The following is a 16,801-nucleotide window of genomic DNA, read 5'->3' as shown; positions in this document are numbered from 1 at the left end:
GGGCTCGGGCCTTCTCCGGAACCGCATACGTACATCTTGTCGCGCGGCCGGCGGTCGCGCGGCGCCGCGTCGCGCGTCAAGGAGATCGCGTTCTGATATCCTCGACGTGAACGACAAGTCAGGATCGGTAAAGGACCGGAATGTCCTCGATCATTCCAGACACGATGCTGCGAAAGACTCCCTCGCTGGAGCCGTTCGGCATGCTGCTGTTGTTCGGCGCGCTGACCGCGCTGCCGATCGTCCTGACGCTCCGCCTGGTTGAGCCTGCACTCGTGCTGCCCGTGCTCAGCCTGTTGTTGTTCGTCCAGGCAGCCATTGCTGCGATTGCCGCGCGCGTGATCCACGTGCGCTCAACCGTGGCGAACCTCACGCTGTGGGATTTTGCCGGCGCGTTCACCTTCATGGGGTGCGCAGCGGCGATCCTCGGCGAACCGGATCAGGCGGCGCTGTTCTTCGAGGAAGAAGCAGCAATGCGTCCGGTGTCACGACCGTAATCCCAGGCCGGGCCCCTCTGGCAGCCACAAGCTGCGATGTCGGACTGGAACTCAGTTGGAGTGGCCCTGCTTCGACCCGTGACGCGGTAGGCGTCGCGGTGGATTTGCCATCTGCATGACGGCAAGAGCCGGTTTCGTCGAAAGGGTCCGCTCCCCGACCTCAAGGGGAACATGACCCATGTCCGAACTATTTTCGCCCGAGTTGTTCTCACTCGACGCCCTCAGCGCATTGCTGCAAGTCGTCGTCATCGACCTCGTGCTGGCCGGCGACAACGCCGTCGTGATCGGCCTTGCCGCGGCCGGCCTGCCGGAGAAACAGCGCGGCAAGGCGATCCTGATCGGCATCGGTGCCGCGACACTGCTGCGCATCATGTTCGCCCTGGTCACCACGCAGCTGATGCAGATCGTCGGCCTGCTGCTGGCCGGCGGCATCCTCCTATTGTGGGTGTGCTGGAAGATGTGGCGCGAGCTGCGCGCCGACGCGCACGAGACCGTGGCCGAACATGCCGATGGCGCAAAGGGGCAGCGCAAGACGCTGTGGCAGGCCACCACGCAGATCATCGTTGCCGACGTCTCGATGTCGCTCGACAACGTGCTGGCGGTCGCGGGTGCGGCGCGGGAGCAGCCGATCGTGCTGGTGTTCGGCCTCGCGCTCTCGATCGCGATGATGGGCGCGGCGGCCTCCTTCATCGCGCGGCTGCTGCAGAACCACCGTTGGATCGCCTATGTCGGCCTCGCCGTGATCTTCTATGTCGCCATCGACATGACGGTTCGCGGGGCGAACGAGATCGCGAAGGTGGCTCCGGCCTGACATCGAAAGCAAAACGGCGGGCCCTTCCGGCCCGCCGTTCTGCAAATCGACAAAGCGTGCTGCCTCAGTGGATTTCCGCCGAACGCTTCAGCGCGTCCTTGAGCTTCTCGAGCGAGAAATCCTTGCTGCGCGCGATGTCCAGGATCGGGGTCTCGCGGCGGCCGCAGAGTTCGGCGGCCTCGGGCAGCTTCGCCGCGACTTCATAGGGGATCACGATCGCGCCGTGGCTGTCGGCGTGGATCAGATCGTCGGAACGCACCGTCATGCCGGCGACGCGGACCTCGCCGCCGAAGCTCTCGGCATGCACCCAGGCGTGCGACGGGCCGATCGAGCCGGCCAGCGCCTGGAAGCCCGGCGCCCATTGCGGGATGTCGCGGATCGAGCCGTCGGTGATGACGCCGAGGCAGCCGAGCGCCTTGTGCACGTTGCTCTGCACCTCGCCCCAGAACGCACCATAGCCGACGTCCGGGCCGTCGATGTCCTGGATGACAGAGATGCGCGGGCCGAAGCCGGTGCCGACATATTCGTAATATTCGATGCGGCGCTTCGACTGCTCCTCGGCCGAGAGGCCGGATTTCAGCACCGAGCGGATCGTCGTGGTGCGGGCGTAGCCGACCATCGGCGGCAGCGTCGGGAACGGGCAGACCAGCGGCTTCACGGTGTAGCCGATCAGACGGCGCTCCGGCGCGACGATCTCCATCGCGTTGCAGATCGTCGGCGTGTCATAGCGCGCCAACGCTTCAAGGACGGATGCAGGAAGCGGGGCGGAAGCGGATGTCGTCACGGCGTTTCTCTCCTGATTTTTGGCGTCAGATCATGATGCGTTTCCAGGGAAACGCATCATGATCTCATTTCTTTGTTTGAGCATGATCTTTTCGGAAAACCGGTCTCCACTTTTCCGGATCATGCTCGAGCGGGCCGTCTCAGCCTATAGCCGAGATCGCAGGCGAACCCAACCGAGGCACGCTCATGGCTGATATTTGCTGGAATGAAACCACTCTATCACCGTCACCCTGAGGTGGCCGCTTCTTCAGCGTCCCTCGAAGGGTCGACGGCCCCAATCTCGGAGCCGGGCCGTACATCCTTCGAGGCTCGCCCGGCGGCGCAATTGCGCCGCAAGGCTCGCACCTCAGGATGACGGTCGACTACCGAGGGCGCACTCAGTGCAGATGCGTCGGACGATCGTCGTGGTCACTCTCCGCGACCGGCGCCGTATAGGGAGCAGCGGCCTGCGCCGCCACCGGCGCGCTTGCAGCCTGCGTCTGCGCTGCAAGCTGGCGCTCCTGGTGGCGGTAGGACTTCCAGCCCCAGGGCAGGCTGATCAGATAGAGCACCGAGCCCGCCGACAGGATGTGCCAGGGATAGCCGATCAGCAGCGCGACGATGAACACCACCGACACGAACACCGGCAGCACCATTTCCGGCGGCACGCGCATCTTCACGGTCTTGCCGGAGAACACCGGCAGCCGCGACACCATCAGGAAGGCGATCAACAGCGTGTAGAACGCCGTCAGCGTCGCCGGCGGCATCGGCACGCCGAGGAAGGCGAGATAGATCGGCAGCAGCACGGTGATCGCACCGGCCGGCGCCGGCACGCCAGTGAAATAGTTGGCGGCAAACGCCGGCTTGTTCGGATCGTCGATCGAGGCATTGAAGCGCGCAAGCCGCAGGCCGCCGGAGATCGCGAACACCATCGCGGCGATCCAGCCGCCATTGTTCAATTCATGCAGCTGCCAGAAATACAGGATCAGGCCCGGCGCGACGCCGAAATTGACGAAGTCGGCGAGGCTGTCGAGTTCGGCGCCGAATTTCGACTGGCCCTTGATCATGCGCGCGACGCGGCCGTCGATGCCGTCGAGGATCGCGGCGAACACGATGGCGGCGACCGCCAGCTCCATCCGCCCTTCCGTCGACAGCCGGATCGCGGTGAGGCCGGCGCAGATCGCCAGCAGCGTGATCATGTTCGGCACCAGCATCCGCACTGGGATCGGGCGGAACCGGCGGCGGCGATACTCGGTGGAATTCGGATCGAATGGCGTCATGGCCTGATGAATATAGCAAGCGCCGCCCGGCTCCGCCATTGCGGCGGGAACCGGCTGATGGGGCTGGCGAAACAGAGTTAATCGGCGCGGTAGGTCCGGCCCGGATCGGCGTTGCGGAAATCCGCCAGAATCGTCTCGCCGGCAACCGCGGTCTGCCCCTCCGAGACCAGCGCCTTGGTGCCCTCGGGCAGATAGACGTCGAGCCGCGAGCCGAAGCGGATCAGGCCGAAGCGCTCGCCGGCGCCGATCGACTGGCCTTCCTTGACGAAGCAGACGATGCGCCGCGCCACGAGGCCCGCGATCTGGACCACGCCGATGCGCCCGTTGGAGGTCGAGATGACGAGCGAATTGCGCTCATTGTCCTCGCTCGCCTTATCGAGCTCGGCATTGATGAAGGCGCCGGGCCGGTAGGCGATGCGGTCGATGCGGCCGACCACCGGGCTGCGGTTCACATGGCAGTTGAACACGCTCATGAACACCGAGACCCGCGGCAGCGGCTTGTCGCCGAGCCCGAGCTCGGCCGGCGGCAGCGCCTGCACCACCATCGAGACGCGGCCGTCGGCCGGCGATACCACGATGCCGTCGCGCAGCGGCGTCACGCGAACCGGATCGCGGAAGAACAGCGCGCACCAGACGGTCAGCAGCGTCCCGATCCAACCCAGCGGGGTCCAGATCCAGAACAGGATCAGGCTCGCCAGAGCGAAGCCGCCGATAAAGGGATAGCCCTCGGGGTGGATCGGCGGGATCTGCGCGCGGATGGAGTTGGCGATCGACATCAGAGCTCGCTTGCGTTTCCCCGCCCCATTTGGCGGGAGAGGCCCTAAATCGACTATTCCGCGGCGGTCGGCAAGGGTTTCTCACCCGCATCAGGGCTGGAATCCTCCGACGTTTCGGTGACCGCCGGCGGCAGCCGATTCGGCGCGGTGCCGTCGTCATCGACCTGGGCGAGCCGTTCGCGGGCCTCCTCGGCCTCGCGTTGCCGGTTCCACATGCTGGCATAGAGGCCGTCGGCGGCCAAAAGCCGCGCGTGGGTGCCGCGCTCGGCGATCCGGCCCTGGTCCAGCACGATGATCTCGTCGGCGCCGACGATGGTCGACAGCCGGTGCGCGATCACCAGCGAGGTGCGATTGCGCGAGACCCGCTCCAGCGCGCCCTGGATCTCATGCTCGGTGTGGCTGTCGAGCGCGGAGGTCGCCTCGTCCAGCACCAGGATCGGCGGCGCCTTCAGCACCGTGCGCGCGATCGCGACGCGCTGCTTCTCGCCGCCGGAGAGTTTCAGGCCGCGCTCGCCGACCTGCGTCTCATAGCCCTGCGGCGACATCCGGATGAAGCCGTCGATCTGCGCAAGGCGCGCCGCCTCCTCCACCTCGTCGTCGCCGGCGTCCCAGCGGCCGTAGCGGATGTTGTAGCGGATGGTGTCGTTGAACAGCACGGTGTCCTGCGGCACCATGCCGATCGCCGAGCGCAGCGAGGCTTGCGTCACGGTCTTGATGTCCTGGCCGTCGATCAGGATGCGGCCGCTCGAGACGTCGTAGAGACGGAACAGCAGCCGCGAGATCGTCGACTTGCCGGCGCCGGAGGGGCCGACGATCGCAACCGTCTTGCCGGCCGGCACCTCGAAGCTCAGGCCCTTGAGGATCGGCCGGTCCGCCTCGTAGGAGAAGCGGACATCCTCGAACCGCACGCTGCCGGACGACACCGCAAGCGGCTTGGCACCCGGAATGTCCTTCACCTCGGGATCGCGCGCCAGCACGTCGAACATCTTCTCGATGTCGATGATCGCCTGCTTGATCTCGCGATAGACCATGCCCATGAAATTCAGCGGCTGGTAGAGCTGGATCATCATCGAATTGATCAGCACGAAATCGCCGACGGTGTGGGTGCCGTTGCGGATGCCGAACGCGCACATCAGCATGGTCGCGGTCAGGCCCGCGGTGAAGATGATCGCCTGCCCGGTGTTGAGCACCGCAAGCGAGGTGTAGGTCTTCACGCTGGCCTGCTCGTAGCGCTCCATCGAACGGTCGTAGCGCCGCGCCTCGCGCTCCTCGGCGCCGAAATATTTCACTGTCTCGTAGTTGAGCAGCGAGTCGATCGCCTTGGTGTTCGCCTCGGTGTCGGAATCGTTCATCCTGCGGCGGATCTCAATCCGCCACTCGGTCGCGATATAGGTGAAGTACATGAACACGACGACCGTGAGCAGCACCGCGAGCACGTAGCGCCAGTCGAACTGCCAGAGCAGCACCGCCGCCAGCAGCGCGACCTCGACGATGGTCGGGATCAGCTGCAGGATCACCATCCGCACGATGGTCTCGATGCCGGAGCGGCCGCGCTCCAGCACGCGGGTCAGGCCGCCGGTCTTGCGCTCGAGATGGAAGCGCAGCGACAGCTCGTGCATGTGCACGAAAGTGATGTAGGCGAGCCGCCGCACCGCATGCATGGCGACGCGGGCGAAGATGCCGTCGCGCCACTGCGTCAGCACCGCCATGATGATGCGCACCGCGCCGTAGCTGATCGTCATCAGCACCGGCGAGGCGATCAGCCAGACCACCCAGTTCGAGGCCGCAACCGGCGCAGAGCCGGTGCCGTTCAGCGCATCGATCGCCCATTTGAAGGTGAACGGCACCGACAGCGTGGCAAGCTTGGCGAACAGCAGCAGCACCACCGACCAGATCACGCGCGTCTTCAAATCGGCGCGGTCGCCGGGCCAGATATAGGGCCAGAGATGAACGAGGGTGCCGAGCAGCGTCCCCTTCTCGGCGGCCGGCGACGTGGCCGTGGGCTGTGCGGCGCCGGTCACACTCTGTTGCGGCGGCACCATCAGGCGCCCGCCCGCGCGGTCACGGCGCGGCGGTCCGCTGCCACATCTTTTCCACGGTTTGCCATTGTGCCCGTCATATAGATCGTTTGAACGCGGCGTACAGGCTTATGACGAAAATTGTTCGCGATTCGCGGGAATTTACGGGATTTTTTGGCTCTCCATCCCCATATGGGAGTCTTGACCCTGTTTACGCTGCAGTGCCACAAGGAACGTATGAACCAAATCAAGACTGTCTGTGTTTATTGCGGCTCCGGCCCCGGTAACAATCCCCGTTTCGTTGAAGCTGCCGTCGCACTCGGCAAGAGCTTTGCCGAAAACAACGTGCGCCTGGTCTATGGCGGCGGCTCGATCGGCTTGATGGGCGCGGTCGCGAGATCGACGCTCGATCACGGCGGCTCCGTCACCGGCATCATTCCCGAATTCCTGCGCGCGCGCGAGAACGCGTTGACTTCGGTTCAGGAGATGATCGTCACGCCCGACATGCATGAGCGCAAGCGCCTGATGTTCGAGCGCTCGGATGCGTTCGTCGCGCTGCCCGGCGGCATCGGCACGCTGGAGGAGCTGGTCGAGCAATTGACCTGGCAGCAGCTCGGCCGTCACCACAAGCCGATCCTGCTCGCCAACATCGACAATTTCTGGGAGCCCCTGCTCTCGCTGCTCAACCACATGCGCATGACCGAGTTCATCCGCCCGACGCTGCCGATCAACGTCCTGATGGCCGATCGCGTCGATGAGATCCTGCCACGGCTGCGTTCGGCGGTGGCACGCATGCCCGAGGCCGCGAAGGAACTCGCGCCCGAAGTGGCGCGGCGGCTGTAACTGTTCGCCGCACTTTCGGCTCCATGACCGTCATGCTGAGGAGGCCGCAGAGCGGCCGTCTCGAAGCACGACGGCCCCGCTGGTGGCCGTCGATCCTTCGAGGCTCGCTTCGCGAGCGCCTCAGGATGACGGGTCTAACCAAGCGTCCGTTTGAAGTCACCCTACTCGCTCGGAAACGTCACGGCCTCGATGCGGTTGCCGTCGGGATCGAGGACGAAGGCCGCATAGTAGCGCACGCGGTCGTGCGGGCGCAGGCCCGGAGGGCCATCGGAGAGGCCGCCGGACGCCAGCGCGGCGACGTGGAAGGCATCGACCTCCGCGGTGGTCTTCGCGCGCAGGCAGATATGGGTGCCGCTCGCATGCGGCACCTGCGCCATCATGGCGCGCAGATTGATCCAGAATTCGGGATAGGCCTTGCCGAAGCCGATCGTCGCCGGCCGCGTGACGAGGCGGCTCAGGCCAAGCGCGGCCAGCGTCGGCTCATAAAACCGTGCGGCCCGTTCCAGATCGCGGACACCGACGGAGACGTGGTCGATCATGGATACTCCCTCCCCGTTGTCATTCCGGGATGGTCCGAAGGACCAGACCCGGAATATCGGGATTCCGGGTTCGCTGCTTCGCATCGCCCCGGAATGACGGCTCAATCACTCACGCCTGCACGCCTGACCTCACCAGCTTGTAGAATACCGAATCCATCAGCGCCTGGAACGAGGCGTCGATGATGTTGGGCGAGACGCCGACCGTGGTCCAGCTCTCGCCGGTCTCGTCCTCGCTTTCGATCAAGACGCGCGTGACCGCCTCGGTGCCGCCATTGAGGATACGCACGCGGTAGTCGATCAGCTTCAGGCCATCAATATATTTCTGGTACTTGCCGAGGTCCTTGCGCAGCGCGACGTCGAGCGCGTTGACCGGGCCGTTGCCTTCGGCGGCCGAGATCAGCCGCTCGCCGTCGACATCGACCTTCACCACCGCGAGCGCCACGGTGACGCGCTGGCCGTTAGCGTTGTAGCGCTGCTCGACATTAACGTCGAACTGCTCGACCTTGAAATATTCCGGCACCTTGCCGAGCGTGCGGCGCGCCAAGAGATCGAACGACGCGTTGGCTGATTCATAGGCGAAGCCCGCGGCCTCGCGCTCCTTCAATTCCTCGACCAGCCGCGTCAGCCGCGGATCGCTCTTGTCATAGGCGATGCCGGCACGGTCGAGCTCGGCCATCACGTTGGAGCGGCCGGCCTGATCGGACACCAGCACCTTGCGGTGGTTGCCGACGGAATCCGGCAGCACGTGCTCATAGGTCTGCGGATCCTTCATGACAGCCGAGGCATGGATGCCGGTCTTGGTGACGAATGCGCTTTCGCCGACATAGGCCGCATGGCGGTTGGGCGCGCGGTTCAGCATGTCGTCGAGCGTGCGCGACACCTTCATCAGCGTCGCCAGCTTCTCCGTGGTGACGCCGATCTCGAACTTGTCGGCAAACTCCTGCTTCAGCTTCAAGGTCGGGATCAGTGAGCAGAGGTTGGCGTTGCCGCAGCGCTCGCCGAGGCCGTTGAGCGTGCCCTGGATCTGCCGCGCGCCGGCCCGCACCGCGGCGAGCGAATTCGCCACCGCCTGCTCGGTGTCGTTATGGGCGTGGATGCCGAGATGGGCGCCGGGCACCTGCTTGATGACTTCGCCGACGATGGTCTCGATCTCATGCGGCATGGTGCCGCCATTGGTGTCGCACAGCACCACCCAGCGGGCGCCGGCCTGATAGGCCGCCTTGGCGCAGGCGAGCGCGTAGTCGCGGTTCTCCTTGTAGCCGTCGAAGAAATGCTCGCAGTCGACCATCACCTCGCGGCCGAGCGCCTTCGCGGCCGCGACGCTATCGCGGATCGAGGCGAGGTTCTCCTCATTCGTGGTCTCGAGCGCGACGCGGACCTGGTAGGCGGAGGATTTCGCGACGAAGCAGATCGCGTCCGCCTTGGCCTCGAGGATGCCGGCAAGCCCGGGATCGTTCGACGCCGAGCGGCCCGGCCGCCGCGTCATGCCGAAGGCGGTGAAGCGTGCGTGGTCGAACGCAGGCTTCTTGCTGAAGAACTCGGTGTCGGTCGGATTGGCGCCGGGATAGCCGCCCTCGACATAGTCGATGCCGAGCGCGTCGAGCATGCCTGATATCACCTGCTTGTCCTGCAGGGTGAAGTCGACGCCATTGGTCTGCGCGCCGTCGCGCAGCGTGGTGTCGAACAGATAGAGGCGCTCGCGGCTCACGCGTGGCCTCCCGGGGTCGCGACACCATCGAGCTGCTTCTGCATCGTGGTGTTGGCGAGCCACTCGTCGTTGATAGTGACCGAGTTGCGCTGCTGGGCGACGTAGCCGCGCTTGCGGAAGAATTCCAGCGCGGTGTCGCTGGCATCGACCTTCAGGGTCTTGGTGCCGCGGGCGCTCGCGATCTTCTCCAGCGCATCGCACAGCGCGCTGCCGACACCCTGCCCGACCGCGCTCGGATGCACATAGAGCATGTCGATGAGATCGGCGCCCTTCAGCGAGGCGAAACCGACCGGGGCGCCCTGCAAGGTCGCGATCAGCGTGAGCTGGCCGGCGAGCTTCTTGCCGAAGGCCGCCTCGTCGTCGGCGGCCATCGCCCAGGCTTCCTGCTGCGCCTCGCTGTAGTCGTCGCCGGTCAGGTCCATGATCGAGGCCGCGAAGATCGCCGCCAGCAGCGGCGCGTCGTCGGGCAGATACGGGCGCAAGGCGGGCGCGGAGCGGCTCATCGCGCGACCTCCCAGGTGGTGATCGGCTTTCCTTCGGCATCCTTTCCGTCCTTGATCGCCACGCCCATCGCGGCGAGCTGATCGCGGATCCGATCCGACTCCTTGAAGTCCTTGCGGGCCCGCGCCGCGGTGCGCTCGGTGATCAGTGCTTCCACCGCGGCGGCATCGACACCGCTCGCCTGCTGCTTGCGGGCCTCCCACGCGGCCGCGCTCTCCGACAGGAAGCCGAGCAGCCGGAGCGAGCCGGCAAACTCCCTGCGGCTCTGTTCGCTGCTCGACGCAGCACCGCGCAGGCCGTGCAGCACGGCCATCGCCTGCGCCGTATTGAGGTCGTCGTAGAGCGCCTCGACCATCGCCGGCGACGGCGCGCCGGGATCGGCGTCGGCCGCGACCGCGTACCAGTCGTCGAGTGTCTTCGCGGCCTCCTCGGTGGCCTTGGCGGTCCAGTCGAGCGGCGAGCGATAATGCGTCTTCAGCATGGCAAGCCGCAGCACCTCGCCCGGCCGATCGGCCAACAGATCGCGGATCGTGAAGAAGTTGCCGAGCGACTTCGACATCTTCTCGCTTTCGATCTGCAGGAAGCCGTTGTGCATCCAGACATTGGCCATGCGGTCGGAGTGGAACGCGCAGCAGGTCTGGGCGAGCTCGTTCTCATGATGCGGGAACACCAGGTCGATGCCGCCGCCATGGATGTCGAACTTCTCGCCGAGATGCTTCCAGGCCATTGCCGAGCACTCGATGTGCCAGCCGGGCCGGCCCTCGACCTTGATGCCTGCCGGCGACGGCCATGACGGCTCGCCCGGCTTCGACGGCTTCCACAGCACGAAATCGGTGTTGTCGCGCTTGTAGGGCGCGACATCGACCCGGGCGCCGGCGATCATCTCGTCGAGCGAACGCTTCGACAGCGCGCCGTAACGCGGCAACATCGAGTTGGCCGCGTTCATCGCCTGCGGCGAGAACAGCACGTGATCCTCGGCGACATAGGCAAAGCCGCCGGCAACCAGCTTCTCGATGATCGCGCGCATCTCCGGGATGTGCTCGGTCGCGCGCGGCTGCACGGTCGGCGGCAAGCAGCCGAGCGCCGTGACGTCGTCCTGATATTGCTGATAGGTCTGCTCGGTGACCTTGCGGATCGCCTCGTTCAGCGGCACGCCGGGATAATCCCGCGCGGCGCGGACGTTGATCTTGTCGTCGACGTCGGTGACGTTGCGGACATAGGTCACGTGATCGGCGCCATAGCGATGGCGCAGCACGCGAAACAGCACGTCGAAAACGATGGCGGCGCGGCCGTTGCCGATATGGGCGAAGTCGTACACCGTCGGTCCGCAGGCATACATGCGGACGTTGTCGGCATCGAGCGGCACAAACGGCCGCTTCTCCCGGGTCAGCGTATCGTAGAGGCGCAAATCCATGGAAACCGTTCCCTTGCGGCCGGGCGGTCCAATGCTCTCATGTGTTGAGAAAAGACGGCCTCAGCCAGCGAATCGCTAGCTCATAATCTCGCGGCAAATGCTGCAGATGGCGAGGTGGCCGTTCATGGTTCCACCATGTCTCACGGCCCCATTATTGCGTCAAGGGGCTGTTTTCGGGCGGTTAGCCACCCGCTCCGCACCGAAATCACGTCAACGCCCTCATGGTTAATCATTATTAAGGATTTGGGCGTATCCGGTCGCTTGCGGATTCCCCGCCATTTTCACTGGTGCACCATGCGGCCTGTTTCAGCATTGATTGCCTGCACGCTCTTTATTGCTCCGTCCTTCCTTGTTTCCTCGGCCGCGCTGGCCGACAGCCGCGTCTTCATCGTCGCCAACCAGGCCGACGGCTACGGCATCGACCAGTGCCTCGCCCGCGGCGATCGCTGCGGTGCCTCCGCCGCCCGCGCCTATTGCCGGTCACGCGATTTTGCGCAGGCCACCAATTACCGCCGCGTCGATCCCGACGAGATCACCGGTGCGGTTCCGCACGCCGCGAATGAAAAATGCAACGGCAACAGCTGTGGTGAATTCGTCGCCATCACCTGCCAGCGCTGAGCCAAGCCGCTGGCCAGACGGGGTTATTGCCACACCGGCGCCCCGGAAACGACGTGACGCTGCCCCGAGAAACGGCTATTGCAGCGGCCTTGCCCGCGCGCTTTGGCGTTGATCGCCGCGCGGCGTCGTTTTAATGGCCGGATATGCCCAATAGCTCCCGTTCTCGCTTCTCCCGCTGGTTTCTGAGTTGCGCCGTGCTGGCCGGCATGTCCCTGCCCGCCATGCATGCCCTGGCGCAAGTGCCGCCCGGCCCGCCCGGTCCGGCTCCGCAAGGCGCGCCACAGCCCAATCCGCAGGCCAATCCGATGTGCGGCCGGCTCGAAGGCCAGCTGGCGGCGATCGACCGCGGCGGCGGCTCCGGCGACCCGGCCAAGGACGAGCAGATCCGCCGCTATCAGGACGCGGCAACCCGCCAGCAGGGCGAGCTCGATCGCGTGACGGCGCAGGCCCGGCGCATGGGCTGCGACAGCTCCGGATTCTTCTCGCTCTTCAACAACAATTCGGCGCAGTGCGGTCCGGTCAACACCCAGATCCAGCAGATGCGCGCCAATCTCGACCAGATCACCGCCAATCTCGAGCGGCTGCGCTCGGGCGGGCTCGGCGGCGCCGACCGCGAGAACCAGCGCCGTTCGGTCCTGACCGCTCTGGCGCAGAATAATTGCGGCCCGCAATATGCCGCGGCCGCGCGTGGCCCCGGCAACTTCCTCGAGAACCTGTTCGGCGGCGGTGGCGGCGGCAATCCCAACAATCCGCTGCCCCCGCCCGATGCGCAGTATGGCGCCCAGTCCGGCACCTTCCGCACCGTCTGCGTCCGCACCTGCGACGGCGCCTATTTCCCGATCTCGTTCGCGACCGTGCAGGCGCGCTTCGCCGCCGACGAGCAGATCTGCAAGGCGCAGTGCCCTGCCGCGGATGCCAGCCTGTTCACCTACCGAAATCCCGGCGAGGACATCAACCAGGCGGTCTCGATCAGCGGCGTGTCCTACTCGTCGCTGCCGAACGCCTTCAAGTACCGCACCGAGTTCAATCCGTCCTGCTCCTGCAAGCCGGCCGGCCAGAGCTGGGCCGAGGCGCTGAAGGCGGTCGACGACAAGGCGTCCGCCGAGCAGCAGGGTGACATCATCGTCACCGAGGAGAGCGCGCGGAAGATGCAGCAGCGCGCCCAGACCAAGGCCGCCGCCGGCAAGAAGGGCGCGCCCGCAGCCGCAGCTCAACAGCAGCCCGCCGCCGCTGACGCCGCGGCACCGGCCGCGCCGGCGAGCGACGGCCAGATCCGCACCGTCGGCCCGACCTTCATTCCCAAGCGGTAAGAAGAGTTCAGCCCTCGAACGCTTCCGCCGACGCGCGCGAGGTGCGCGCCACCAGCGTCTCGTCGGGCGCCGGCAGCGCCTTGCCGAAATCGCGGAAGCGGTTGGTGATGGGATAGCGGCGGTCGCGGCCGAAGTTCTTCCGCGTCACCTTCACCCCCGGCGCCGCCTGCCGCCGCTTGTATTCGGCGATGTTGAGCAGGCGATCGACCCGGGCCACCACGTCGCGGTCGAAGCCGGCTTCGATGATGGTCGCCAGCGGCTCCTCGCGCTCCACCAGCCGCTCGAGGATCGCGTCCAGCACGTCGTAGGGCGGCAGCGAATCCTGGTCGGTCTGGTTCTCGCGCAACTCGGCGGTCGGCGGCCGGATGATGATGTTGACCGGGATCACCTCGCCTGACGGCCCGAGCGCGCCGTCCGGCTTCCAGCCATTGCGCAGGCTCGACAGGCGAAACACCTCGGTCTTGTAGATGTCCTTGATCGGATTGAAGCCGCCGTTCATGTCGCCGTACAGCGTGGCGTAGCCGACCGACATCTCCGACTTGTTGCCGGTGGTCACCACCATGGCGCCGGTCTTGTTGGAGATCGCCATCAACAGCGTGCCGCGGGCGCGCGCCTGCAAATTCTCCTCGGTGATGTCGCGGTCCAGCCCCTTGAACACCGGCGCCAGAATCGTCTCGAAGCCGTTCACGGCATCGGCGATCGGCAGGATCTCGTAGCGGATGCCGAGCGCCGCGGCGAGCTTGGCGGCATCGTCGAGCGACACCTGCGCGGTGTAGCGGAACGGCAGCATCACGCCGCGCACCTTGTCGGCGCCGAGCGCATCGACCGCGATCGCCGCGCACAGCGCCGAGTCGATGCCGCCGGAGACGCCGAGCAGCACGCCGGGAAAACCGTTCTTGCGGACATAGTCGCGCAGACCGAGCACGCAGGCCGCGTAATCGGCCTTGTCGCCCTCGAGCTGCGCCGTGATCGGCCCGTTGCAGCGCCAGCCGTCGGCGGTCTTGCGCCAGGTCAGCGTCGTGATGTTCTCCTCGAACGCCGGAAGCTGCGCCGCGACGGAAAGATCGGCATTCAGCGCGAACGAGGCGCCGTCGAAGATCAGCTCGTCCTGGCCGCCGACCTCGTTGAGATAGACCAGCGGCAGCCCGCTCTCAGTGACGCGCGCGACGACGATCGACAGCCTGAGGTCGGCCTTGTCGCGGGCATAGGGCGAGCCGTTCGGCACCACGAGAATCTCGGCGCCGGTCTCGGCGAGACATTCGACGACGTTCTCGTATTCTTCGGACTCCTCGAGCCAGATGTCCTCGCAGATCGGCACGCCGATACGCACGCCGCGCACCGTCACCGGGCCCGGCGCCGGGCCGCGCGCGAACAGCCGCTTCTCGTCGAACACGCCGTAATTCGGCAGATTGGCCTTGAAGCGCAGCGCGGCGATGCGGCCGCCGTCGAGCAGCGCGCAGGCATTGTAGAGCTTGCCGTCCTCGACCCACGGCGTGCCGATCAGCATCGCTGGGCCACCATCCCTGGTCTCGCGCGCCAGTTCCTCGATCGCGGCACGGCAGGCCGACTGGAACGCCGGCTTGAGCACCAGATCCTCCGGCGGGTAGCCGGCGATGAACAGTTCCGACAGCACCACGAGGTCGGCGCCGTCGGCCTTGGCTTTCTCGCGCGCGGCGCGCGCCCTCGCGGCGTTGCCGGTGACGTCACCGACCGTCGGATTGAGTTGCGCCAGGGTAATCTTGATCTGTTGTTCGCTCATACGCTTAAGTTGTCCTGCACAACAGCAAACTTCAATCACCTTCCAGTCATGGTGCGATTGCAGAAATCGCGCCATGACCGGCGGGAGCTTCTTTTGAGCATGATCTGATCGGAAAACCGGTCCCACGTTTCCGGATCATGCTCGGGAATCAGAACGCGCCCATGCGTTCAGCGAGGGCGAACAGCCAGAACAGCCCGGCCATGACGAGCGCGACGCCGACCGCGGCCGAGCCCATGTCCTTGACCCGCCCGATCTGCGGATCGTGATCCATGGTCAGGCGATCGGCTAGCTTCTCGATCGCGGTGTTGAGCAGCTCGATGACGAGCACCAGCACCACGGTCGCGACCAATTCGACCCGGCGCATCACGGTGGCGCCGACCAGCCAGGCCAGCGGCAGCGACAGCGCCAGCGCCACCACCTCCTCGCGAATCGCCTGCTCCGAGCGAATGGCGAATGCCAGCCCGTTGCGCGAGTTGATGGTGGCTCGCCAGAACCTCAACAAGTCACGGCCCCCAAGTCCAAGTCACTGCCTGCCCAAGCCACAGCCCCAATCACAACCCCGCAGCGGCCGGCATCGGCTTGACCTTGCCGGCGCGCTCCTGCTTCAGGAGTTCGGCGATCAGGAAGGCCATGTCGATCGACTGTTCGGCATTAAGACGGGGATCGCAGACCGTGTGGTAGCGGTCGTTGAGGTCCTCATCGGTGATGGCGCGCGCGCCGCCGATGCATTCGGTGACGTCCTGTCCGGTCATCTCCAGGTGCACGCCGCCGGCATGGGTGCCTTCAGCAGCGTGGATCTGGAAGAACGACCTCACCTCCGACAGCACGCGATCGAACGGCCGCGTCTTGTAGCCCGAGGTCGAGGTGATGGTGTTGCCGTGCATCGGATCGCACGACCACACCACCTTGCGCCCTTCCCGCTGCACGGCGCGGATCAGGCCTGGCAGATGGTCGCCGACCTTGTCGGCGCCGAACCGGTTGATCAGGGTGAGGCGCCCCGGCTCATCGTCGGGATTGAGGATGTCGATCAGCTTCAACAGTTCGTCCGGCTTCAGCGACGGGCCGCATTTCAGGCCGATCGGGTTCTTGATGCCGCGGAAATATTCGACATGGCCGTGATCGAGCTGACGGGTTCGGTCGCCGATCCAGATCATGTGGCCGGAGGTCGCGTACCAGTCGCCGGTGGTGGAATCGACCCGCGTCATCGCCTGCTCGTAGCCGAGCAGCAGCGCCTCGTGGCTGGTGTAGAAATCGGTGGCGCGCAGCTCGGGATGGCTCTCGAGATCGAGGCCGCAGGCGCGCATGAAGTTCAGCGCATCCGAGATGCGGTCGGCCAGCTCCTTGTAGCGGCGTGATTGCGGCGAATCCTTCAGGAAGCCGAGCATCCACTGGTGCACGCTGCCGAGATTGGCGAAACCACCGGTGGCGAACGCGCGCAGCAGGTTCAGCGTCGCGGCGGATTGCCGATAAGCCATCAGCTGGCGCTGCGGATCGGGAATGCGCGCTTCCGGGGTGAAGGCGATGTCGTTGACGATGTCGCCGCGATAGCTCGGCAGCTCGACGTCGCCCTGCTTCTCGGTCGGCGACGAGCGCGGCTTGGCGAACTGGCCGGCGATCCGGCCGACCTTCACCACCGGCAGCGCGCCGGCATAGGTCAGCACGACCGCCATCTGCAACAGGACGCGGAAGAAGTCGCGGATGTTGTTGGCGCCGTGCTCGGCAAAGCTCTCGGCGCAGTCGCCGCCCTGCAGCAGGAAGGCCTCGCCGGCGGCGACCCGCCCCAGCGCCTTCTTCAGGCTGCGCGCCTCGCCCGCGAACACCAGCGGCGGAAAAGTCGCCAGCTGGGCCTCGACATCGGCCAATGCCTTGGCATCGGGATAATCGGGCACCTGCAGCACCTTCTTGGCGCGCCAGCTATCGGGTGTCCACCGCTCGGACATGAGGTCAACTCCTGAGCAAAAACCGCGA

At 65.9% G+C, this 16,801-nt stretch carries 16 protein-coding genes; 5 read left to right on the top strand and 11 right to left on the bottom strand.

What is annotated here, in order from left to right:
* Window positions 1–200 precede the first annotated feature (200 nt).
* Entirely contained in the window at window positions 201–494 is a 294-nt protein-coding gene (locus ACVW1B_RS09625; RefSeq protein WP_229159760.1) for a hypothetical protein, read from the top strand.
* A 178-nt stretch (window positions 495–672) separates the two neighbouring features.
* Complete coding sequence (locus ACVW1B_RS09620) at window positions 673–1,305, top strand: TerC family protein (RefSeq protein ID WP_253609170.1); 633 nt, start codon at window positions 673–675, stop codon at window positions 1,303–1,305.
* 64 nt (window positions 1,306–1,369) lie between these two features.
* Here ACVW1B_RS09620 and ACVW1B_RS09615 read toward each other — a convergent pair whose 3' ends face one another.
* The 4 genes from ACVW1B_RS09615 to ACVW1B_RS09600 form a co-directional block, all read right to left on the bottom strand.
* A complete protein-coding gene (locus ACVW1B_RS09615) occupies window positions 1,370–2,089 on the bottom strand; it encodes an RraA family protein (RefSeq protein WP_028344569.1) in 720 nt (239 codons plus the stop codon).
* Window positions 2,090–2,465: 376 nt separating this feature from the next.
* Complete coding sequence (pssA, locus tag ACVW1B_RS09610) at window positions 2,466–3,347, bottom strand: CDP-diacylglycerol--serine O-phosphatidyltransferase (protein ID WP_253609171.1); 882 nt, start codon at window positions 3,345–3,347, stop codon at window positions 2,466–2,468.
* 77 nt (window positions 3,348–3,424) lie between these two features.
* Window positions 3,425–4,123 carry a phosphatidylserine decarboxylase gene (locus ACVW1B_RS09605; RefSeq protein WP_016846296.1) on the bottom strand — a complete coding sequence of 233 codons (699 nt, stop codon included), beginning with the start codon at window positions 4,121–4,123 and terminating at the stop codon, window positions 3,425–3,427.
* A gap of 53 nt (window positions 4,124–4,176) precedes the next feature.
* Window positions 4,177–6,165, bottom strand: coding sequence for an ABCB family ABC transporter ATP-binding protein/permease (locus ACVW1B_RS09600; RefSeq protein ID WP_253609172.1), 1,989 nt, complete (start codon window positions 6,163–6,165; stop codon window positions 4,177–4,179).
* A 213-nt stretch (window positions 6,166–6,378) separates the two neighbouring features.
* Between ACVW1B_RS09600 and ACVW1B_RS09595 the strand changes: the two genes are divergently transcribed.
* Window positions 6,379–6,984, top strand: a complete 606-nt coding sequence (locus tag ACVW1B_RS09595; RefSeq protein WP_253609173.1) for an LOG family protein — start codon at window positions 6,379–6,381, stop codon at window positions 6,982–6,984.
* 161 nt (window positions 6,985–7,145) lie between these two features.
* Here the strand turns inward: ACVW1B_RS09595 and ACVW1B_RS09590 are convergent, their stop codons facing one another.
* The 4 genes from ACVW1B_RS09590 to cysS form a co-directional block, all read right to left on the bottom strand.
* The gene (locus ACVW1B_RS09590; RefSeq protein WP_253609174.1) at window positions 7,146–7,523 is read right to left on the bottom strand and encodes a VOC family protein; all 378 of its coding nucleotides are present in this window, start codon (window positions 7,521–7,523) and stop codon (window positions 7,146–7,148) included.
* Between the two features lie 109 nt (window positions 7,524–7,632).
* Entirely contained in the window at window positions 7,633–9,231 is a 1,599-nt protein-coding gene (gene cimA / locus ACVW1B_RS09585) for a citramalate synthase (protein WP_253609175.1), read from the bottom strand.
* Window positions 9,228–9,734 carry a GNAT family N-acetyltransferase gene (locus ACVW1B_RS09580; RefSeq protein WP_141340545.1) on the bottom strand — a complete coding sequence of 169 codons (507 nt, stop codon included), beginning with the start codon at window positions 9,732–9,734 and terminating at the stop codon, window positions 9,228–9,230. Before ACVW1B_RS09580 ends, cimA begins: the two co-directional genes overlap by 4 nt.
* Window positions 9,731–11,146: a cysteine--tRNA ligase gene (cysS, locus tag ACVW1B_RS09575; protein WP_253609176.1), complete on the bottom strand. Its 1,416-nt coding sequence runs from the start codon at window positions 11,144–11,146 to the stop codon at window positions 9,731–9,733. The genes ACVW1B_RS09580 and cysS overlap by 4 nt, the downstream gene beginning before the upstream one ends.
* A 294-nt stretch (window positions 11,147–11,440) precedes the next feature.
* Between cysS and ACVW1B_RS09570 the strand changes: the two genes are divergently transcribed.
* Window positions 11,441–11,764: a hypothetical protein gene (locus ACVW1B_RS09570; RefSeq protein ID WP_253610037.1), complete on the top strand. Its 324-nt coding sequence runs from the start codon at window positions 11,441–11,443 to the stop codon at window positions 11,762–11,764.
* A 143-nt stretch (window positions 11,765–11,907) separates the two neighbouring features.
* A complete protein-coding gene (locus tag ACVW1B_RS09565) occupies window positions 11,908–13,074 on the top strand; it encodes a DUF2865 domain-containing protein (RefSeq protein ID WP_375167093.1) in 1,167 nt (388 codons plus the stop codon).
* Between the two features lie 7 nt (window positions 13,075–13,081).
* Here the strand turns inward: ACVW1B_RS09565 and ACVW1B_RS09560 are convergent, their stop codons facing one another.
* The 3 genes from ACVW1B_RS09560 to ACVW1B_RS09550 form a co-directional block, all read right to left on the bottom strand.
* Entirely contained in the window at window positions 13,082–14,833 is a 1,752-nt protein-coding gene (locus tag ACVW1B_RS09560) for an NAD+ synthase (protein WP_057017264.1), read from the bottom strand.
* Window positions 14,834–14,981: 148 nt separating this feature from the next.
* Window positions 14,982–15,335: a diacylglycerol kinase gene (locus ACVW1B_RS09555; protein ID WP_028334253.1), complete on the bottom strand. Its 354-nt coding sequence runs from the start codon at window positions 15,333–15,335 to the stop codon at window positions 14,982–14,984.
* A 49-nt stretch (window positions 15,336–15,384) separates the two neighbouring features.
* Entirely contained in the window at window positions 15,385–16,773 is a 1,389-nt protein-coding gene (locus ACVW1B_RS09550) for a class II 3-deoxy-7-phosphoheptulonate synthase (protein ID WP_028334252.1), read from the bottom strand.
* Between the last annotated feature and the right edge of the window lie 28 nt (window positions 16,774–16,801).

The sequence above is a fragment of the Bradyrhizobium sp. USDA 4502 genome (assembly GCF_054063355.1).
The sequence above is the reverse complement of the archived record's forward strand: the minus strand, read 5'-3'. Positions and strand labels throughout refer to the sequence as shown.